Genomic DNA, 19,805 nt, shown 5'->3' on the forward strand with positions numbered 1-19,805 from the left:
GATGGTACTGCGGTAAAACGTGGGAGAGTAGGTCGGTGCCAAATCTTATCGCTTAAGCCTTCATCAGATCGATGAGGGCTTTTTGCGTTAATAACCTATTCCTTAATTCCTTCGCTCACTGGTTCACAGGGGAACGCCGGCTATGGCTGGGAACTGAGCCTTGCAATCCGCCAACTGCCCAACTGAATACTGTTAACTGCCTCTTCTCCTGAAAACTGCAAACCGCAAACTTCTTCATCAATGCCAATTGCCAACTGCCAACCGTGAACTAAAAATCCAGCAGCTACGTACTTAGCGATAATAAAGTTTGTCTGAAATTGCTTCTTTTTGTCATTTAAATGTCATCTGTTAAAATATTATCAGAAAAACGCACTACTATGGGCATAAACTAATAATTAAGTGCCTATAGCTAAGGGTTGTAACATCTAAAACGTTTAATATTTTTCCGTTCATTTTGTTCACTGACTTATTTTTTGGGTTAATTGAAATTTAAATTATAAGAAAACCCAGGTGTACTCCTTACACTTTCGGCCCATCGAAGGGCTTGAAAACATAAAACCAGTGGGTTTATCTTTGCCGTACATTGTTGTAACTAACTTAAACGGCGAAAGCCATAACTCTTTAACTGACTGATATGATGACAAAAAAAATTGCCATTTTATGCCTGCTACTTGCAAGCGCTTCCCCCATTTTTGCCCAAAACATTTTCACGGCCATTCAAACTAACGACATCCCCGGCGTGAGATTTTTATTAAACCACGGGGCCGATCTTACCGCTAAAGATCAAAACGGCGATACCCCACTATTAGCCGCCATCCGCAGCAAACAAGACAGGCCTGTATGCATGCTTTTGCAACAAACTTTAAATGTTGACGCTAAAGACCGCGATGGCAACACTGCCATAATGCTTGCTGCAAGCCAAAACAACGCCACCATGGCAAACATGTTACTTACCTACTACCCTAACCTTAACACACGGAACAGCCAGGGCGCAACCGCGCTTATTACCGCCGTAAACGCCGGTAACACCAGCATTGTAAAAAGCCTGCTTGAACATGGTGCCAGCACCAAAATTAAAGACAAACAGCACAAAACCGCGGCCGACTACGCCCAAAACCAAAACAATGCCGATTTGCTTGCCCTGCTTAACAATACATACACCGTAACTGCCGCTGTGCGCACCACTACTGCCGGCGCTTACGTACCTTACTAATGGTTGACCACAAATAGCCACTCCCCCGGCTATCAACCGAAATTATCCCCCAAAACCAAAAGCCCTTAAAAGCGCGACGGGTTAATCCCCATCCCTTTTAAGGCCTTTTTGTTTTTAAGCTTTTTTGTTTAGTCCGAAAGTCCGGGAAGTCGGTAAAGTCCGGAAGTAGGGGTGGGCAATCGCATGGTGAATCTCGTTTAAGTCGAAATTTTGTTCTCTTATTTCAACTCCCGCTTACGCCAATTGTCTCCAAGTCCTACAGTCCCAAAGTCCTTGCTCTTTACTCCCCATTATGGCGTTCCCTGCGGGCCGGGCTTTACATTCATACGCCTGCAGGCCTTACGCGCTTTGGCCGGTATCCATTTCAATCCCTAACGCGAAGCTGCGAGGGGAGATGAACCTTGTGGTATCGAAATATGCTAAATCCTGAATTGCTAACGCACGTGTTCAGCGTGTTCGTTGTTGATGCCGGCAGGTTATCGGTGAGCATTAACCTCTAAATTCAATTAAATCCAGCTAAGCTTACGCCGACTATAAATATGGTGCATTGATTTTACCGGTTTGTGGATATGTATGTTAACCTTTCTTAGATTTTATTTTTTTGATTTCTTTGTCAAAATCACTTTCAAAGTTTTGATCCTGTATTACCCTGAATTTATCGTATTCCTTTTCTGCTAAATTCATAGCTACTTCATGGCTTACTTTCCCGGCATCTTTTAATAACTGGTATTCATTAAATTGCAGAAATGCATCTAAACGACTTACCCAATCGCCCATCTTCATCGGTATTTGCCGGGATGCCTGTAATTCTGCAAAATCAAGATACATGGTAACTACCCTTTCCAATTCTTTAATTTCCTTTTCTATCAGGTAGTTTTTGGCTACTCCTATATCTCCTTTTAATACTTTTCCGCCAGGAGCATTTTTAAAAGTTTGCAAACCCATATTAGGCTTTTCAGCGCTCGCCCGCTCTGCAATAATTTGTGCGGCGGTTTTACCTGATATAGCAAAATGAAGCTTGTTTTGAACAGTTTTAAAAAACTTTTGGGTTATATCAGTATCCTTGTTATAATCAATACTGCATTGTTCATATATATCAGTTATTTTAAGGTAAAAGCGCCTTTCGCTGGCGCGAATTTCCCTAATGCGGTCTAAAAGCTCGTCAAAATAATCTTTGTTAAAACGCTTGCCTTGCTTTAAGCGCTCATCGTCTAAAACAAAGCCCTTAATAATATATTCTCTTAGCGTTTTAGTTGCCCATACGCGGAACTGTGTTGCTTGATAGCTGTTTACCCGGTAACCAACTGCTATGATAGCATCAAGGTTATAAAATTCCAATTTTCGCTTAACACTTTTGCCTCCTTCTTTTTGAACTGTTTCCAAAATGGAAACAGTTGCTTCTTTTACCAATTCGCCCGTATCAAAAATATTAGCTAAATGTTTACTAATAGCCGGAACTTCCACCCCAAAAAGTTCTGCCATGCGTTTTTGGGTTAGCCAAAATGTTTCCTCATTAAAAATTACTTCAATTTTTACTTTGCCCGCAGGGGTGTTGTAAAAAATTATGTCATTAAATGGAGGAGTATCATTCATATTATCGCTTGTTTATCAAATTTCTTGCGCAGTTAAGTTTGCTACGCAAATACTAATGAGGTGAATGTCGCTGACGTTTTATATCGTTTTTAATCCCAACTCCTTCAAAAACTCATTATGTGTATCCGTTGCAGTTTTAATGCGCTCGTTTATAGCGGTAAGTTTGATATTTACTTCTTCTAAGTTGATACTAACATCTTCTTTGGCCGTACTCACATATCTTGAAATATTAAGATTGTAACCATTTTGCTCAATTTCGTCCATCGAAACTTTGCGGGAATAGCGTTCTGTTTCCCTCCTGAATTGATAGGTTTGAACAATCTCATTTCTATGTCTTTCGTCCAGTGTATTTTGTCTCTTACCTTTATCGTAGTGATCAACGGCATTTATAAACAAAACATCATCATCCTTTTTGCATTTTTTTAACACCAAAATACAAACCGGGATGCCTGTGGAGTAAAACAAATTGGCTGGCAAACCAATAACCGTATCAATATGGTTGTCCTTTAAAAGTTTGGTGCGGATACGTTCTTCCGCGCCGCCACGAAACAATACGCCATGGGGCAGAATAATTGCCATCGTGCCTTCACTACCAAGGAAATGAAAACCATGGAGCAAGAAAGCAAAATCGGCAGCCGACTTTGGAGCTAACCCATAGCTTTTAAAACGAAAATCTTCTGCCAGGGTATCGTTAGGCTCCCAGCGCAAACTAAAGGGCGGATTGGCCACTATGGCATCAAATTCGATTTTTTTCGCAGGGTTCATCTCATTTAGCTCGTCCCATTGGTTAAGCAGGGTATCCCCGTGAAAAATCTCAAATTCGGTGTCTTTCATGCCGTGTAACAGCATATTCATCCGGGCCAGGTTGTAGGTAGTAATGTTTTTTTCCTGCCCGTAAATTTTTCCAATGCTTCCGCCATTATCTTTAATACGTTTCCGTACGTTCAATAATAAAGAACCCGAACCACAGGCGAAATCCAGCACCTTATCCAGCTTGCTTTTTTTGCCGGTAGATGGATCTTGCCCGTCTAAAGTAACAATTTCTGAAAGGATGGTGGAAATTTGTTGTGGCGTATAAAATTCGCCGGCTTTTTTGCCTGATCCTGCTGCAAACTGACCGATCAGGTATTCGTAGGCATCGCCAAGCGTATCCGTATCGGTCGAAAAATTAGCGATGCCATCGGCTATGCGTTGAATAATACTACATAGCTTTTTATTACGGTCGGTAGCGGTTTTGCCAAGCTTTTCAGAATTTAGGTTGATCTCTGAAAATAAGCCTTGGAACGAATTATCGAATGATTCGTTCTCGATATATTCAAAGCCCTTATCTAAAGTCTGGAGCAACTCGCCATCCTGCGTGCGGGCTAATTCGGTTATGTTATTCCACAAAAATTTAGGCTGAATAACATAATGCACCTTTCTGCGCATTTGCTTTTCGAAGTCGGCAATATCGTCCGGGTTTTCTTTGTACCATATTTCTAAAGGGGTTTTCACCTTTAGTGTATCCATTACATCTGGTGGCGTATCATCGGGGTAATCCCTGCCCAATTCTTTTTTGGCAGCCTCTTCGTAATTGGCAGATAGATAACGCAAAAACAAAAACGAAAGCATGTAATCGCGAAAGTCGTCGGCGTTCATAGCTCCACGTAAATGATCTGCTATATCCCACAGGGTTTTGCCCAGTTGCTGTTGTTCTTTTTGTGTCATTTATATTTCTTTAAGCAAATATTTCGGGCAATTGAAATTGGTGCCTGGCCAAAAACGCGTCCAATATTTTTCTGAATAAGTCTTTATTATCTAAATTCATTTCCTGCGGCTGATAAACGGAATATTTACCATGGCTCAGCAAATTCAAAGCTCGTGAAAAAAGCACCTCGTCTTCCACACCGTAAATGCATTTGGAAAATTCATCATAGCCAAAAAATGTAGAAGTTTTTTCTAATACGCTTCGCAGCATATTAAAGTGGTAGGTATTAACCTTGTCGGTATCTGATGCCTTTTTTAATTCGGTTAACAAGGCTACATGATGGAAAAAAGGCGTATCATCAGTGGCCTGCAAAATGTAACCTTCGTTGCCGGTTTTGTGCAAAAAATGACTTTTATGTTCAATACTTCTTAACTCGTTGTACATCACATTAAAAAATAATGCGTGATGCGATGATATCACAACACCTACTTTATCTTTTCCTCTTTTTAGCAGTTGCGCCAAATCACTTGCAACGGCAATAGCATTATTATCATCCAACGAAGAAATGGGATCATCGATATAAATATTTTTTACCCAGGCGTACGATTGGTCGCCATCAATAGCTAACTGGCATATGGCCAAAAAAATGCACCAGATAAAGATGTTCTCTTCTCCCCTGGATACCTTAATGTTTTCCTGTAATATATATTCCGGTTCGTCACTTTCAGGTCTGAATTTTGGATTCCTTACCTGTTTTTTAAAGGTGATATTCCAATCCTCGTAATTGATATCAAAATTAAAATCAGCATATCGCTCCAGGAATTTAAAAATGCTTTCATCCAAAGCTAATTCTTTAAAGCCAGCAAAAAATTTTGAATCTTTATTAATGATCAGGTGTCGTTCGGTATCATTCTCCAAATCGTTGTTCCAATGAAAAAGGTCTTCGGTATACGCATTGTAATACAAGGTATCTGTTGCAGGCTCTTTTTTTCGTTTTTTGCTAATGTCTTTAAACTCCATCGAGAGCCGGGTTTTGCCCGTACCGTTATAAGCAAACAGCAATACAAAGTGATGGTCGTTCAGATCGTCTCTCAATCTCACCGCTACGTTTTTCAACGTTTTGTATTTGTATAGCTTTTTTTTATCACTCATGGCTCGTTATTCTGCATTATTAGGAAATAATCCCTGCGTTAATCCTTTTTTATGCAATTGCAGTTTTTCTATCATCTGTGCTTCTTCTATTATCATATCATCTAACGCTGACAGACAAGCGGCAATTTTTCTTTGCTCATTGATGTTTTTCGGTATTAACAATAAAATTTGCTTTAATTCATCTAAGCCGATTCGTTTACGCGTAGAGCCTGTGGCCTTTCTTTCAATGTCTGCTCTTACAGTTTTTGAATTTATTAACGAGTAAACAAAGTATTTGGAATGTTTTTTTTCATCAACAACGAGTCGTATGCCATCAGAAGCCATCAAACATCTTTTTAATTTTTCCGGAATCATACATGCCCTTCCAACAGGATCGCCCATCTTTGATAGTATGATGTCTCCTGAATAAATATTGCAACTCAACAATTCGTCAGCTTTTTCGATCGATGTATAGATTTTATAATCGTCTTTAAACTCACCGTCACCTATATTTTGCAACTGAATTATTCTTATGCCGTTACTATCATAATCGCTCGCCTTTAAGTTAGATCCAAAGGGACCACCTGTAAAACCCCATTTGACTTTTTTATCTACAACATCAATTAGATTTACCTGAATCCATTCCTCATCACTCTCAAACTCCGGGAATCTATACTTCGGTTTTTTTTTTCTCTCCTTCGGAAAAAGATCTTGCATCAAGCCTTTTTTATGCTCTTTTAATGTTTTGAGCTTATCAATATGACCAGTTATTAAATCATCTAAAGATGAAAGGCACGATGCGATTTTTTGTTGTTCTTCTACATCTAAAGGAATAGGGATGCAAATTCCCGAGAATTCAGATTTATTAATAATGGGAATAGTCGACGATGCTGTTAAAGATTTAATGTAAGGCGTTGCATATACCAGTGCATAAAAAATAAACTCATTGATAAACAAATCATTTACTATTAGTGAGTTTATTTGTTGATTGGTTACACTTTCTTTTTTTGTTAACGCAATTTTACCGATTGAGGCAATACAAGTGTAAACAATACTGCCGGCTGGTAGTAACGTCGTGCTTTTTTGTTTGACAATAGTCCGTTCAGAATCATCTTGGTATTTATTAATATCTTTTATATCGGTTGGAGTAATAAATAACACATCGCCACCCCATAAACTCATATCTTGGGTATCAGGTGTTTTGCCAGTGACTATTTCACCGATATCCATCAATTTTTTTTTGTTCCATCCCACTCCATTTTCAAACTTTGGAAATCGCAACTCCGGTACTAATTTCTCATTACTATTCATAAGCCGCCAATCCTGATATCTCACGCCCTTCGGCTAATTTTTTTAATACGGGGACCAAATCTTCCATTAAGGCTAATTCTTTCACCCGGCGTTCTTTCCAGCTTAATTCTAAAGGTTCCAGCAGGTCGGTCAGGTTTTCGCCGTCAAATATCATCCTGCTCACTATTTTTTCTACAAAAGCTTTTAACGCCGCGGTTTGTAAACCTTGCTTGTTGGCTAAATCGGCCAGTTCTTTATTGTATTTCTCTACCTTAAATGTTTCGTAACCCTGGCGCAGGGTGTTTACGTCCTGCCCGCTGTTCCAGTCAAGCCCGTTAATGTATTCTGTTAAATCAGCCTCCTCGTCCATCAGGTTCGAGTTAGATTTAAGCAGGCTTATCACCTGTGCCTTGCTCATTTTTTGTTTGGCAGGTTTTTTCTGCGTATTCTCGGCAATCAGGTTCATGATATAATCATAATCAATAACTGCCGATGCAAAAAGAACAAATTCAAAATCGAGCTGTTGTACTTCGAGTGGCGCATTTTCGCCTTCTTTTTGTTGTATTTCCCTAAACTGCCGGGCTGTTTCCAGGTACGAACTTCTGAATTCCTGCAGCGTATCCTTCGGCAATATGGATTCAATGGTAGCCTTTTGCTCTTCGTTTAAATCGGTGTATTGATCTAACTGTGTTTTTAGCTTTTGTACTTCCTTAAAGTTTTTTACAAACGCAATCTTAGCGGCATTACCCCGCAGGTTATACACCGCTTCGGGCTCCTTTAATAGGTTATACTCGTGCATAAATGCTCCTAAGGCATCTACCGCTTTTTGATAATTGTCTATCACCACCGGCGCGGGGTCAACCATCCAGATCTCTTTGGCTTTGCCACTGTCTTCGCCTGAAAATAAGGTTATTGCCTGGTTTACCGCGTCACGCTGCGAGCGGAAATCAAGTATATTTCCGTAAGGCTTGGTATCATTCAATACCCGGTTAGTACGCGAAAATGCCTGTATCAAGCCATGGTATTTCAGGTTTTTATCTACGTAAAGCGTATTCAAAAATTTGGAATCAAAACCGGTAAGCAGCATATCCACCACAATGGTTATATCAATCTTGTTTTTATGCGGATAATCTTTATTGCTATATTTTTGATCCTTGATGCGCCTTTGCACATCCTGGTAATACAAATCAAATTCATTAATGGAATGATTTGATCCGTACTGCTTATTATAATCGGCAACAATTTCTGTTAAAGCCTTTTTCTTTTCCTCGGGATTTTGTTTGTTGTCTTCTTTTTCCTGTATTAAATCTTCCTGTATCTGCTGGATATCTTTGTTGCCATCGGCCGGCGGCGAAAACACACAAGCGATATTGAGCGGAGCATAGTCCTCACTTTCGGATTTTTTGTGTTGCTGAACATCCTTAAAGAGGCGATAATAGGCAATGGCATCATTAATAGACGCGGTAGCCAGTACAGCATTAAACTTACGCTGGTTTGTGGCGGCGGCATGCTTATTTATAATAGCATCTACCACGGCCTGTTGCGCAATGGCCTCACCTGGCTTTGAATGCTGATCGCCTTTACCTTTAAAATAGTCTACATGAAAACGCAGCACGTTTTTATCTTCTATAGCATGGGTAATGGTATAGGCATGCAACTGTTTTTCAAATATCGCTTCGGTGGTTTTGTAAGTTTCGTATTGATCTTCTCTTGTTTTGTAAGTGGCGTTGTCGTCAAAAATAGGCGTGCCGGTAAAGCCAAATAGCTGGGCGTTTGGAAAAAACTCTTTTATAACCTTATGATTCTCGCCAAACTGCGAGCGGTGGCATTCGTCAAAAATGAAAACAACGCGTTTATTACTCAATGGTGCCAGGCGTTCTTTATAGTTTCGTTTGTTGTTATCGTCAAGCGCCAATCCTAATTTTTGAATAGTGGTTACAATCACCTTATCGGCATAGTCTGTAGAGAGCAGTCGTCTTACAAAAGTTTCGGTATTGGTATTTTCTTCTACACTGCCTTCCTGGAATTTGTTAAACTCCTCGCGGGTTTGCCGGTCAAGGTCTTTACGGTCGACTACAAACAAACATTTTTCAATGTCGGGATTATCTTTTAACAGCGTGGATGCTTTAAACGAGGTTAATGTTTTACCACTCCCGGTGGTGTGCCAAATATAGCCATTACCCCTGTTTTGATGGATACAATCTACAATGGCCTTCACCGCATAGATTTGGTACGGCCGCATCACCAATAGTTTTTGTTCACTCTCTACCAATACCATGTATTTGCTTATCATTTCGCCAAGCGTGCACTTGGTTAAAAATTTATCGGCAAATGATTTAAGGTGTGTTATTTTATTGTTCTTTTCGTCGGCTAATTGGTAAATGGGCAAAAATTGCTCGTCGGCGTTGAATTGAAAATGCTGGTTTTTGTTATTGGCGAAATAATAGGTGTTACTGCGGTTGCTTACAATAAACAATTGCATAAAACACATCAATGAATTACCGTACCCGTTACCAGGTTCATTTTTATAATCCACAATTTGCTGCATGGCTTTTCGTGGCGAAATGTCCAGTTTCTTTAATTCAATCTGAACAACGGGTAAGCCATTGATCAATAAAATGATATCGTATCGGTGCAGGCTATTTTCGGTATTGATACGCAACTGGCTGATGACCTCAAAATCGTTTTTGCACCATTCTTTAATATTTACCAACGTGTAATACAATGGCGTACCATCTTCACGCTGAAAGTATTGCCTTTCGCGTAAAAGCTTGGAGGCGGCAAAAGCATCGGGATTAATAATATCTTCCCTTATCCGCAAAAATTCGCTATCTGATAACCGCACACGATTAAGTGATTCAAATTTTGATTTGAAATTTTGTTCAAGCGTTTTCCTGTCGACGATATCAGGTCGATGGATATATTTCAGATCAGTTAACTGGTTGATCAGATCTTGTTCAATTAAATTTTCTTTACTCATTTAAATCTTGCTTCAATGAACCTTCAGATTAACGTTTCTCAATCGGTTTTTGTGTTTATAACAAGGTGCGAAGGTAATTTATTTAGATGTATTATATCAAAAACAATATATGCATAAATAGTGAGTTGTGTTGCAACAAAATTGTTTGGAGGGTGCTTTGAAAGGTAATTATTTGATCCTCCCCCGCGTTAGTGATGGAAGTGGATACCGGCCCGCGCCTAATGCCTTGTGCGCGTATGAACGTACAGCACGGCCCGCAGGGAACGCCATTGTAAATTCAAAATTCAAAAGTAAAAATTCAAAAAACTTTGCTTGTTGGGGGAGTATGGTGGAATTGTTCGGGATTGCCGGACAGCTGTTTTGCGGTATATATGTAGTAGGGGGGAATGGTATTTTGATTGCCCTTTAATATTTCGCTTTAATTGTTGTTGGCTGCTACTGTAACAATTTAACAACCAGGAGATTCTTTTTTGCGGGCTATGTGGTTGGTTAAGGGATAAGTTTTATATTGTCGCTCTTTTCAATTTAACCTTTATCAACCAATGCTTAAATTTTCTTTCACCCTGCTTTTTGCTATTGCTTTGCCTGGAGCGGTTAGCTATGTTAACGTTCCTCATTTAAACACCCATGCCGGTGCTGTTGCTGCCGATTCGGTTTTGCGGGATGCCCGGGCACCTAAACCCAAAACGGGGGCGTGGCCCGATGGTTTAACGGTTACCCGCTTTGCCGGGCCCGAATTAACGCCCAGTCCGGCTTGTTTGGCTGCCGCGCCCACGGGCGAGGTTTATGTTGGTGTGGATATGATGGGCTCGTTGGGTAAAGCGCCGGGGAAGGGGCGCATTTTAAGGTTGGTGGATAAGGATAATGATGGCGTAATTGACGGGCATACCGAGTTTGCCCGTGTGGATAACCCAAGGGGGATTTTTGTTTTGGGCGATAAGGTGTATGTGCTGCACACCATTTTTTCGGCCCAAACACAAAAGGCAACGGGTATGGACCTGGTTGTTTTTGAAGATAAGGACCATGATGGCATTGCTGATGGCCCGGCCCAACCGGTTATTGAACATCTGAGTAACCCCAATATGCTGGCCGAGCGCGGTACCGACCATGCTACCAACGGCATCCGCCTGGGGATTGATGGCTGGATTTACATTGCCGTGGGCGATTTTGGCTTTCATGACGCGGTAGACCGGTCGGGCAAAAAGCTGACCATGCTTGGTGGCGGCATTGTGCGGGTAAGGCCCGATGGTACCGAAATGGAAATATACTCGCACGGTACCCGTAATATTTACGATGTGGCTATTGACCCGTATATGAATATTTTTACCCGGGATAATACCAATGACGGCGGGGGCTGGAACATCAGGTTTTCGCACCATTTACAGTCGGCAGAGTATGGCTACCCGGTGCTGTTTCAGCATTTTACGGATGAGATAATGCCCGCCCTGGCCGATCTTGGCGGCGGCTCCGGCACCGGTGCTTTGTTTATGGACGAGGCTACCTGGCCCGAAAAATACAATCACGTACCCATGATGGCCGACTGGGGCCGCAATGAACTGTACATCCATCGCATTACGCCCGATGGTGCCAGCTTTAAACAGCAGCAGGAAGGTTTTATTGAGCTGCCGCAAATTACCGATCTGGATGTGGATGGTTCGGGCCGTTTGTATATGTCGGCCTGGGATGGTGCAGGGTATTCTGGCAGCGATGCAAAAGGCTACGTGGTGCGGGCCGTACCTACGGGGTGGACGTATAAGCCCTTCCCCAACCTTGCGGCCGCAACGGTTACCGAATTGGCAAACCTGCTAAGCACACCAAGCGCGGTGGCGCGGTTATATGCATCGCAGGAGTTATTAACCCGCCCGGCAGATGAGGCCGCGAAGGCTACGCTGGCGGTAGCCTCAAATGCAGCGCTACCCTTGTATGCCAGGGTAGCGGGCCTGTTTACCTATGCCCAAATAGCCGGCGCAAACGGCGTAACCGCATTGGTGCAGCTTGCCCAGGATAATGCCCTCAAAGAATTTGCTTTGCGCGCCTTAACCGATAGAAAAGGAAACCTGGCAAATGTGCCTATTGATCCGTTTATCAGTGCGCTTAAAGATGCTTCGCCACGTGTGCAGGCTGCCGCCATTATTGGGCTTGGTAGGTTAGGCAGGGTTGAAGCCGCCCCGGCATTGTTAGAAACGAGCGTACCGCCATCATTTGTTGCACCTGCTAAAGATGTTGAAGGGCCTCATGCTACGCCAAATTCGGCTATTATACTGCCACACCTTGCTGTGCGCGCCTTGCTTAGTTTAAACGCGGTAAATGCCTGCGTTGATGCCATCGGCACCAAAAACAGCACCCTGGCACTGTGGGCCCTGCGGTATATGCATAATGCCGAAGCGGTTAACGGCCTGATTAAAGCATACCCACAGGCTAAAACCGAAAAGCTTAAAAAGCAAATAGTGATAACGCTGGCCAGGCTGTATAAAAAAGAAGCGCCGTACGATGGATCATGGTGGTGGAGCACCCGGCCAGATTCGCACGGGCCGTATTATAAGGCGGTGGTTTGGGAATCGTCGCCACAGATATTTACTTTTTTAAACGGGTTGCGCAATAAGGCCTCTGCACCAAATAAACCGTTTTTTGGCGAATTGAATGCGCGCAACCAAATGGATATAAAAGCTTTTGGTGGTCAGGAAGTGGCACCGGCACCAAAGGAAGCTAAAATAGATTTGCAGAAGATAAGGAACACTAAAGGGCAGATAGGTAAATCATCTATAGAAGATATTATGCTGGCGCTGGCCAAAATCAAAGGCGATCCGTTTAAGGGGGCTACGCTTTTTACACAGCAGGGCTGTATAGCCTGCCACAGTATTAAGCGTGGCGAAAAGCTAAAAGGCCCTTTTATGGGGCAGATAGGTTCGATCATGACGCGCCAGCAAATAGCCGAGTCTATTCTTAAACCAAGCGCGTCTATTTCGCAGGGTTTTGCCACAGTGATGATAACCGCCAAAAACAACAAAAATTACATGGGCTTCGTAACCGAAGAATCGGCACAAAAAATAGTGCTGCGCAATATTGCCGGCGATGTGTTTACCATTAAGGCATCGGATGTAATTTCGCGCAAGGAACTTAAAACCTCCATGATGCCAACCGGTATGGCCAATGCTTTATCTTATGATGATTTTGCTTCGCTGGTTACGTTTTTGTCGCAACAGAAAAATTGAGGGTCTGTTTAAAAACGATTCCGGAAAGATATTATGGTCAAAAAAAATCGCTATTGCTTCATTGTTCCTTCTACCTATGGTATAATCGTTTGAACGCTGGCAACGACTCACCCGGTCTACGCTTCGCTGGACCACCCTCTCTCCGGCAAGCCGCAAAGAGGGTTAGAAGAAACAAAAACTTTTTCGCCCCTCTATGCGACGCAGTCGGAGAGAGGGGCAGACGGGCGTAGCCTCGTCGGGGTGAGTCGTCTGCGTGTTGTTCACGTAATGCTGTCCTTCAGATGCGGAAAATCTTATCAATGGCGATAATAACCTGTTTTCTTATTTTTAAACAGTTTTTGAGAGAACTATAACCGAGGCTACATTTTTATTGATGTTGAAATGAATATATTTTTTATCGTTATCGGCGTAATTGTTTGCGCCCTTGCATTATTTGTAGCTTACCGTTTGTTAAAGGTGAAAGCACAAAGGAAAAAACTGGACGAAGTAAAACACCGGAGGCTTCAACCGCTATATGATAAATTAATGGGGGATAAAGCATTGTCATTAGATGATGTTTTACCCTTTGCAGAAAATATGCTTACCCGGTATGATGTGTTTCATCTTTTGAAAGAACACAACAAACTGGCCATTTTCCCGATAGCGTACTATACGCTGGTAAAGGGTGCCGAAAGCAGCCTTGCTACCTGGCTTGAATTTCCGACAGAGCTTGATGCCTGTCCCGATGAAATGGAGCATATCAAACGGGTAACATTTGATTTTGATGCGGAGGGCAACCAGGTGCACTATGAAGTATTTAAATACCGGGTTAACGCGCCTCACTGGGCGGCAGACAACGGTTGGATGTTAGGTGTTGTTGGCCCCTTTTTTGACGATAGTGAACCTTATGATTTCGCGCACGCCACCTTTAGCAGGGTAGATAGCACCGTAGCGAATGTGAGCCCCGAAGACGAAGCTAAATGGGTGCATGAACATATTTCACTGAAGCGATAGATAGCCGCGATAGCTGTTACTTTACAAGAGTAACAGCTATTCCTTTTTCCTGCAGCATTTTAAGCATGGCGGGGCTTATGCCACTATCGGTAATGATATGTTGCACCTGATCGAGCGGGCAAATTTTGCCGAGGCCGCGTTTGCCAAATTTGGTACTATCGGCCAATACCACTACGGTTTGGGCAGCATTAATCATTTGTTGGTTTAAGCGGGCTTCCATTAAATTGGTGGTAGTGAGGCCAATTTCGGGGTCGATGCCATCCACACCTAAAAAAAGCATGCTGCATGCCATGTCCTGTAACATCAGTTCGGCATAGGAGCCCGCTACCGATGATGAGGAGTTGCGCAACTGACCGCCTAATTGCACTACCTCTACATTAGGATGCTGTGATAGCTCAATAGCTACATTTAATGCCGATGTGATCACCGTTAAATGCTTCCCGGGGTTGATAGACCGTGCCAGGGCCAGCATGGTAGTACCCGAGGCGATAATAACAGAATCATTATTGCCGATGAGGGCCGCCGCCGCCGCGCCTATCTGCTGCTTTTCGGCGGCGTTTAGTTTTTCTTTTTCGGCTACAGGGCGGTCATTGGTGTAAGGGTTGCTTTTGGTAGCCCCGCCATGGGTTCTGAACAGTAATTTTTTATCCTCCAAAAGTTTCAGATCCTTACGGATGGTAACTTCCGAAACATTTAGCTGCCTGCCCAGCTCCTGCACGTTTACAAAGCCGTCGTTTTCCAGTTGCCTTAGTATGATTTGATGCCTGTCGGTATTTTTATTCATAAACAACTCAAATTAAGCAAAAAAGCGATCATAAAGCAAATGTGAAATAAAATGTAAGTTTCGATTTGTTATTTTAAGTTTCGATATTGTATATTTGAAATGTAAGTGAAATATAACATAAGGAAATGAGTGTTTTTGGCAGGGAATCAATTTTGCAATCGATACAGGATACCGGCAAAGTTTGGGATATGATTATTATTGGTGGTGGGGCAACGGGCCTGGGCACGGCGGTAGATGGCGCTTCGCGCGGTTTATCGGTTTTGCTATTGGAGCAGGCCGATTTTGCCAAAGGAACATCCAGCCGGGCAACCAAACTGGTACACGGTGGTGTGCGCTACCTGGCACAGGGAGATATAGGCCTGGTGCGCGAAGCCCTGCACGAACGCGGATTATTGTTAAAAAACGCCCCGCACCTGGTTAAAAACGAAAGTTTCATTATTCCTAATTACAGTTGGTTTGATGGTGTGTTTTACACCATTGGCTTAACCATATATGATTTGCTGGCCGGCAAGTTAGGTTTTGGCAGGGCCAAGCACATTTCCAAAAAAGAAATCATACAGCGCCTGCCGGGGATTGAAGATAAGGGGCTTCATGGCGGTGTGGTATATCACGATGGGCAGTTTGATGATTCGCGCCTGGCCATAAATCTGGCGCAAACCGCGTTGGAACAAGGGGCCTCGGTTTTAAATTATGTTGCGGTTACCGGCCTGATAAAAGATGACACCGGTAAAATTGCAGGTGTAAAGGCTGTTGATGCCGAAACAGGAACGAGTTATAACTTGAAAGCCAAAACGGTTATTAACGCTACCGGAGTTTTTGTTGATGACGTGCTTAAAATGGACGTACCCGATAAAAAGCCTTTGGTAAAGCCAAGTCAGGGTGTGCACTTGGTGCTAAACCGGGAGTTTATGTCCGGCGAAGACGCGATCATGATCCCTAAAACCGAAGATGGGCGGGTGCTGTTTGTAGTACCATGGCACAATAAACTTTTGGTGGGCACTACCGATACACCCATTAACTCGCATAGCCTGGAGCCGGTAGCCCTTGATACCGAAATAGAATTTATTTTACGTACCGCCGCTAAGTATCTGAAAAAGGTACCTACCCGTAAAGATGTGTTAAGCGTTTTTGCTGGGTTAAGACCATTGGCCGCTCCGCAGGATGAATCCTCCAAAACCAAGGAGATATCACGCAGTCATAAGCTTATTGTATCGCCATCGGGTCTGGTTACCATAACCGGGGGCAAGTGGACTACCTACCGCAAAATGAGCGAGGATACGGTTAACAAAGCCATTGAAGTGGGTAAATTGCCCAAAAAGCCTTGCATTACCGCCAGCCTGCCGGTACATGGCAGCAAGCCTAATCCGGATAGGAGCAGTCATTGGTATGTTTACGGTGCCGATATCTCCAAGGTATTGGCCCTGGCAAATGAACATGCCGATTGGGCAAACCGGGTGCATCCCGATGATGAATACACCAAAGGCGAGGTAATTTGGGCTATACGAAACGAGATGGCGCGTACCGTGGAAGATATACTGGCCCGCCGCACCCGTGTACTGTTTTTAAATGCACGTTTGGCTATAACCATGGCCCCCGAAGTTGCCCGCCTCATGGCCGGCGAACTGGGTAAAGACGCCCAATGGCAAACTGAACAGGTAGCCGCCTTTAATAAGGTAGCAACAAATTATATATTAGCATAACCAATTAGTATCAAGTAGTTAGTATCAAGTATCAAGATTTTCTGGTGAGGCAAAGAATTGACTTGCAAAAAGGCGCTTATACTAAACCGCCTATGCAGCGGTCTTGATACTTGATACTAACTACTTGATACTATTTACCTAACCAACCTAAATAATGGAACAATACATTTTGGCTCTTGACCAGGGCACAACCAGTTCGCGGGCAATCATATTTGATCATGCCGGGCAAATTAAAGCGGTTTCGCAAAAGGAATTTAAGCAGCATTTCCCCAAACCGGGCTGGGTGGAGCACGATCCGAATGAAATCTGGTCGACCCAGGCTGGCGTTGCCGCCGAAGCTACGGTTAAGGCTGGGCTCAATGGTAAAAACATTAAAGCTATAGGTATTACCAATCAGCGTGAAACCACCATTGTATGGAACCGCGAAACCGGCGAAGCTGTTTACAACGCCATAGTTTGGCAGGATAGGCGCACCGCTGCTTATTGCGATCAATTAAAGCATGATGGGCATGCCGATATGATTCGCTCTAAAACCGGTTTAGTGATAGATGCCTACTTTTCGGGTTCAAAAATAAAATGGATACTGGATAATGTAGAAGGGGCACGGGCTTTAGCCGAGGCCGGTAAACTGGCCTTTGGCACGGTTGATAGCTGGCTGGTTTGGAAGTTTACCCGCGGCGAAGTGCATGTTACCGATGTTACCAATGCCAGTCGTACCATGTTGTTCAACATCCGTACCCAGCAATGGGATGATGAGTTGCTGCAACTGCTGGATATCCCCAAAAGTATGCTGCCCGAGGTAAAGCAATCCAGCGAGGTTTATGGCCAAACGACTACCACCATATTTGCCAGCAAAATCCCCATTGCAGGCATAGCCGGCGATCAGCATGCCGCCTTGTTTGGGCAAATGTGTATTGACAAGGCCATGGTTAAGAATACCTATGGTACCGGCTGTTTTATGCTGATGAACATCGGCACCGAATTTATTGAATCGAAAAATAACCTGCTCACTACCATCGCCTGGAAAATTAACGGGCAGGTACAATATGCCTTTGAAGGTAGCATTTTCATCGGCGGCGCGGTAGTACAATGGCTGCGCGATGGTTTAGGCATTATCCAAACATCGGCCGATGTTGAGCGATTAGCCACCAGCGTTAAAGATACCGACGGTGTGTATTTTGTACCCGCCTTCGCCGGCCTGGGTGCTCCCTATTGGGACCCGGAAGCACGGGGAACCATAGTAGGACTTACCCGTGGTACCACAGCGGGTCACCTGGCAAGGGCCGCCCTGGCATCCATCGCCTACCAAACTATGGATGTATTAAAAGCTATGGAGGCCGATGCGGGCATGCCCATCAAACAACTACGGGTAGATGGCGGCGCGACAGCCAACGACCTGTTGATGCAGTACCAGGCCGATGTGTTAAATTGTAAGGTAATCAGACCAAACGTTGTTGAAACCACGGCCTTAGGCGCGGCATACCTGGCCGGATTAGCCGTAGGTTTCTGGAAAGATGTAGCCGAAATTCAGCAACTATGGCAAGCTGAAAAGGAGTTTACCCCTGCCGATAATTTACAGGATATTAAAACAGATATGGAGGGTTGGAAAAGGGCTGTAAATACGGCGAGGTATTGGGCAGATAATGGGGAAAGCTAAAAGCGTAAAGCATTTTCGACGCAAACTTACGCAGTTTTTAAAACTTCGTAAGTTTCTCATAGTGCAGTTTTTTCAACTTATAGTACCCCTTTATTTTGTTTTTAAATAGCTTCTAAAGTAAATTACGCTCACCAATTAAAACTTTATATCATGTCTCCATTTATTGCCGAACTCATCGGCACCATGTTAGTCATCCTTTTAGGTGATGGCGTGGTAGCCAACGTAATATTAAAAGATACCAAGGGAAATAACAGCGGTTGGATGGTAATTACCACAGCCTGGGGCCTGGCTGTGTTTGTTGGGGTGGTAGTTGCGGGGCCTTACAGCGGCGCACACCTTAACCCGGCGGTTACCATAGCGCTGGCTATAGCGGGTAAATTTCCATGGGCACAGGTGCCGATGTATATAGTTGCACAATTTTTAGGTGCTATGCTGGGCGCGTTCCTGGTTTGGGCTATGTATTATGATCACTTTAAACGCACCAATGAACCAGCCTCCATATTGGCCGTATTTTGCACCGGCCCTGCTGTGCGGAATTACGTATCCAACATAACCAGCGAAGTTATTGGCGCTTTTGTGCTGCTGTTCACTATATTTTATATCACGGGCGCGCAAATTGTACCCACAAAAATGCCCATCGGCCTTGGCTCAGTAGGTGCTTTGCCCGTGGCGTTATTAGTTTGGGTAATTGGTTTATCACTGGGCGGTACAACGGGTTACGCCATCAATCCCTGTCGGGACCTGGGACCGCGTTTCATGCACATGATACTCCCCATTAAAAATAAAGGCACGAGTGATTGGGCCTATGCCTGGATTCCTGTTTTGGCGCCTATTCTAGGTGCATCAATAGCTGCGGGGTTGTATATGTTGGTTGGGTAGAATTTTGGTGCTGCCGCGCTTATACACCTATTGCTGTAAAACTTTCTCAATTTGTGACATACTGCATCAAAAATTGGGAAAACCATTTTATGATTTTGGCTATTGCAGAATTATTTGATTAAATTTGATTTATGAGTGTATTGGTAAATACTAAAAACGAACAGGAAGAAAAAGTGCTGCTGGCTTTTTTAGATAGCTTGCACTATAACTACCAGGCAGATGTGGACAAAAGTTCAGTCGAGCTTAATGATCAGTTTGTTAATCAGTATAATACCGAAATAGAGCATGCGGATGCCGAAATTGCAGCCGGAAATTTTGTTAGCCACGATGATGTGGAGCAACTTTTAAAAAACCGACGTAAAGCGCTTTAATGGAAATTAAATGGAATAAGTTAGCTGTAAAACAGTTAATAGACGCTATTCAATACCTGGAAGATAACGATCAACTTACCTACGCCGAAAAGATTGAAAAGCGGATATTATTACACATTAAATCACTGCCACAAAAATCCAAACTTTATCAACCTGATAGACTCAAGAAAAATAACGACGGAAGTTTTCACGCTTTTGAAATAGATAGCTATCGCATATCGTATCGGGTGTTGCCAAAAGAAATCCGTATCCTTAGAATCAGGCACTCCAGCCGAAGGCCATATACTCGATAGTAATATCTATACAGGCTTACTT

General features: G+C 43.3%; 14 protein-coding genes. 8 read left to right on the top strand and 6 right to left on the bottom strand.

The window, feature by feature from the left end; all coding sequences use genetic code 11:
* The first annotated feature begins 634 nt into the window (after positions 1-634).
* Positions 635-1,213 carry an ankyrin repeat domain-containing protein gene (locus QWZ17_RS11145; protein ID WP_290305283.1) on the top strand — a complete coding sequence of 193 codons (579 nt, stop codon included), beginning with the start codon at positions 635-637 and terminating at the stop codon, positions 1,211-1,213.
* 576 nt (positions 1,214-1,789) lie between these two features.
* Here QWZ17_RS11145 and QWZ17_RS11150 read toward each other — a convergent pair.
* The 5 genes from QWZ17_RS11150 to QWZ17_RS11170 form a co-directional block, all read right to left on the bottom strand.
* Entirely contained in the window at positions 1,790-2,806 is a 1,017-nt protein-coding gene (locus QWZ17_RS11150; protein ID WP_290305284.1) for a virulence RhuM family protein, read from the bottom strand.
* A 78-nt stretch (positions 2,807-2,884) separates the two neighbouring features.
* The gene (locus tag QWZ17_RS11155) at positions 2,885-4,513 is read right to left on the bottom strand and encodes a type I restriction-modification system subunit M (RefSeq protein WP_290305285.1); all 1,629 of its coding nucleotides are present in this window, start codon (positions 4,511-4,513) and stop codon (positions 2,885-2,887) included.
* A 10-nt stretch (positions 4,514-4,523) separates the two neighbouring features.
* A complete protein-coding gene (locus QWZ17_RS11160; protein WP_290305286.1) occupies positions 4,524-5,645 on the bottom strand; it encodes an AAA family ATPase in 1,122 nt (373 codons plus the stop codon).
* 6 nt (positions 5,646-5,651) lie between these two features.
* A complete protein-coding gene (locus QWZ17_RS11165) occupies positions 5,652-6,935 on the bottom strand; it encodes a restriction endonuclease subunit S (protein ID WP_290305287.1) in 1,284 nt (427 codons plus the stop codon).
* Positions 6,928-9,894: a type I restriction endonuclease subunit R gene (locus QWZ17_RS11170; protein WP_290305288.1), complete on the bottom strand. Its 2,967-nt coding sequence runs from the start codon at positions 9,892-9,894 to the stop codon at positions 6,928-6,930. The genes QWZ17_RS11165 and QWZ17_RS11170 overlap by 8 nt, the downstream gene beginning before the upstream one ends.
* A gap of 542 nt (positions 9,895-10,436) precedes the next feature.
* Here QWZ17_RS11170 and QWZ17_RS11175 point away from each other — a divergent pair.
* Together QWZ17_RS11175 and QWZ17_RS11180 are read left to right on the top strand one after the other, a co-directional pair.
* A complete protein-coding gene (locus tag QWZ17_RS11175) occupies positions 10,437-13,106 on the top strand; it encodes a DUF7133 domain-containing protein (RefSeq protein WP_290305289.1) in 2,670 nt (889 codons plus the stop codon).
* A gap of 381 nt (positions 13,107-13,487) precedes the next feature.
* Positions 13,488-14,099 (top strand): hypothetical protein, encoded by a 612-nt coding sequence (locus QWZ17_RS11180; protein WP_290305290.1) that lies wholly within the window; start codon positions 13,488-13,490, stop codon positions 14,097-14,099.
* 16 nt (positions 14,100-14,115) lie between these two features.
* On the opposite strand, the gene QWZ17_RS11185 is transcribed toward QWZ17_RS11180, so the two are convergent.
* On the bottom strand, positions 14,116-14,883 hold the full coding sequence (locus tag QWZ17_RS11185; protein ID WP_290305291.1) for a DeoR/GlpR family DNA-binding transcription regulator: 768 nt from the start codon (positions 14,881-14,883) through the stop codon (positions 14,116-14,118).
* A 125-nt stretch (positions 14,884-15,008) separates the two neighbouring features.
* Here QWZ17_RS11185 and QWZ17_RS11190 point away from each other — a divergent pair, with 125 nt between their 5' ends.
* The 5 genes from QWZ17_RS11190 to QWZ17_RS29650 all read left to right on the top strand — a co-directional run bounded on the left by QWZ17_RS11190 (position 15,009) and on the right by QWZ17_RS29650 (position 19,783).
* Complete coding sequence (locus QWZ17_RS11190; protein WP_290305292.1) at positions 15,009-16,583, top strand: glycerol-3-phosphate dehydrogenase/oxidase; 1,575 nt, start codon at positions 15,009-15,011, stop codon at positions 16,581-16,583.
* Between the two features lie 154 nt (positions 16,584-16,737).
* The gene (glpK, locus tag QWZ17_RS11195; RefSeq protein WP_290305293.1) at positions 16,738-18,240 is read left to right on the top strand and encodes a glycerol kinase GlpK; all 1,503 of its coding nucleotides are present in this window, start codon (positions 16,738-16,740) and stop codon (positions 18,238-18,240) included.
* 150 nt (positions 18,241-18,390) lie between these two features.
* On the top strand, positions 18,391-19,119 hold the full coding sequence (locus QWZ17_RS11200) for an MIP/aquaporin family protein (protein ID WP_290305294.1): 729 nt from the start codon (positions 18,391-18,393) through the stop codon (positions 19,117-19,119).
* Positions 19,120-19,250: 131 nt separating this feature from the next.
* Positions 19,251-19,490, top strand: a complete 240-nt coding sequence (locus QWZ17_RS11205; protein ID WP_290305295.1) for a hypothetical protein — start codon at positions 19,251-19,253, stop codon at positions 19,488-19,490.
* Positions 19,490-19,783, top strand: a complete 294-nt coding sequence (locus QWZ17_RS29650; protein ID WP_353959485.1) for a type II toxin-antitoxin system RelE/ParE family toxin — start codon at positions 19,490-19,492, stop codon at positions 19,781-19,783. The genes QWZ17_RS11205 and QWZ17_RS29650 overlap by 1 nt, the downstream gene beginning before the upstream one ends.
* Positions 19,784-19,805 lie beyond the last annotated feature (22 nt).

Source organism: Mucilaginibacter flavus (assembly GCF_030409315.1).
GTDB lineage: Bacteria > Bacteroidota > Bacteroidia > Sphingobacteriales > Sphingobacteriaceae > Mucilaginibacter > Mucilaginibacter flavus.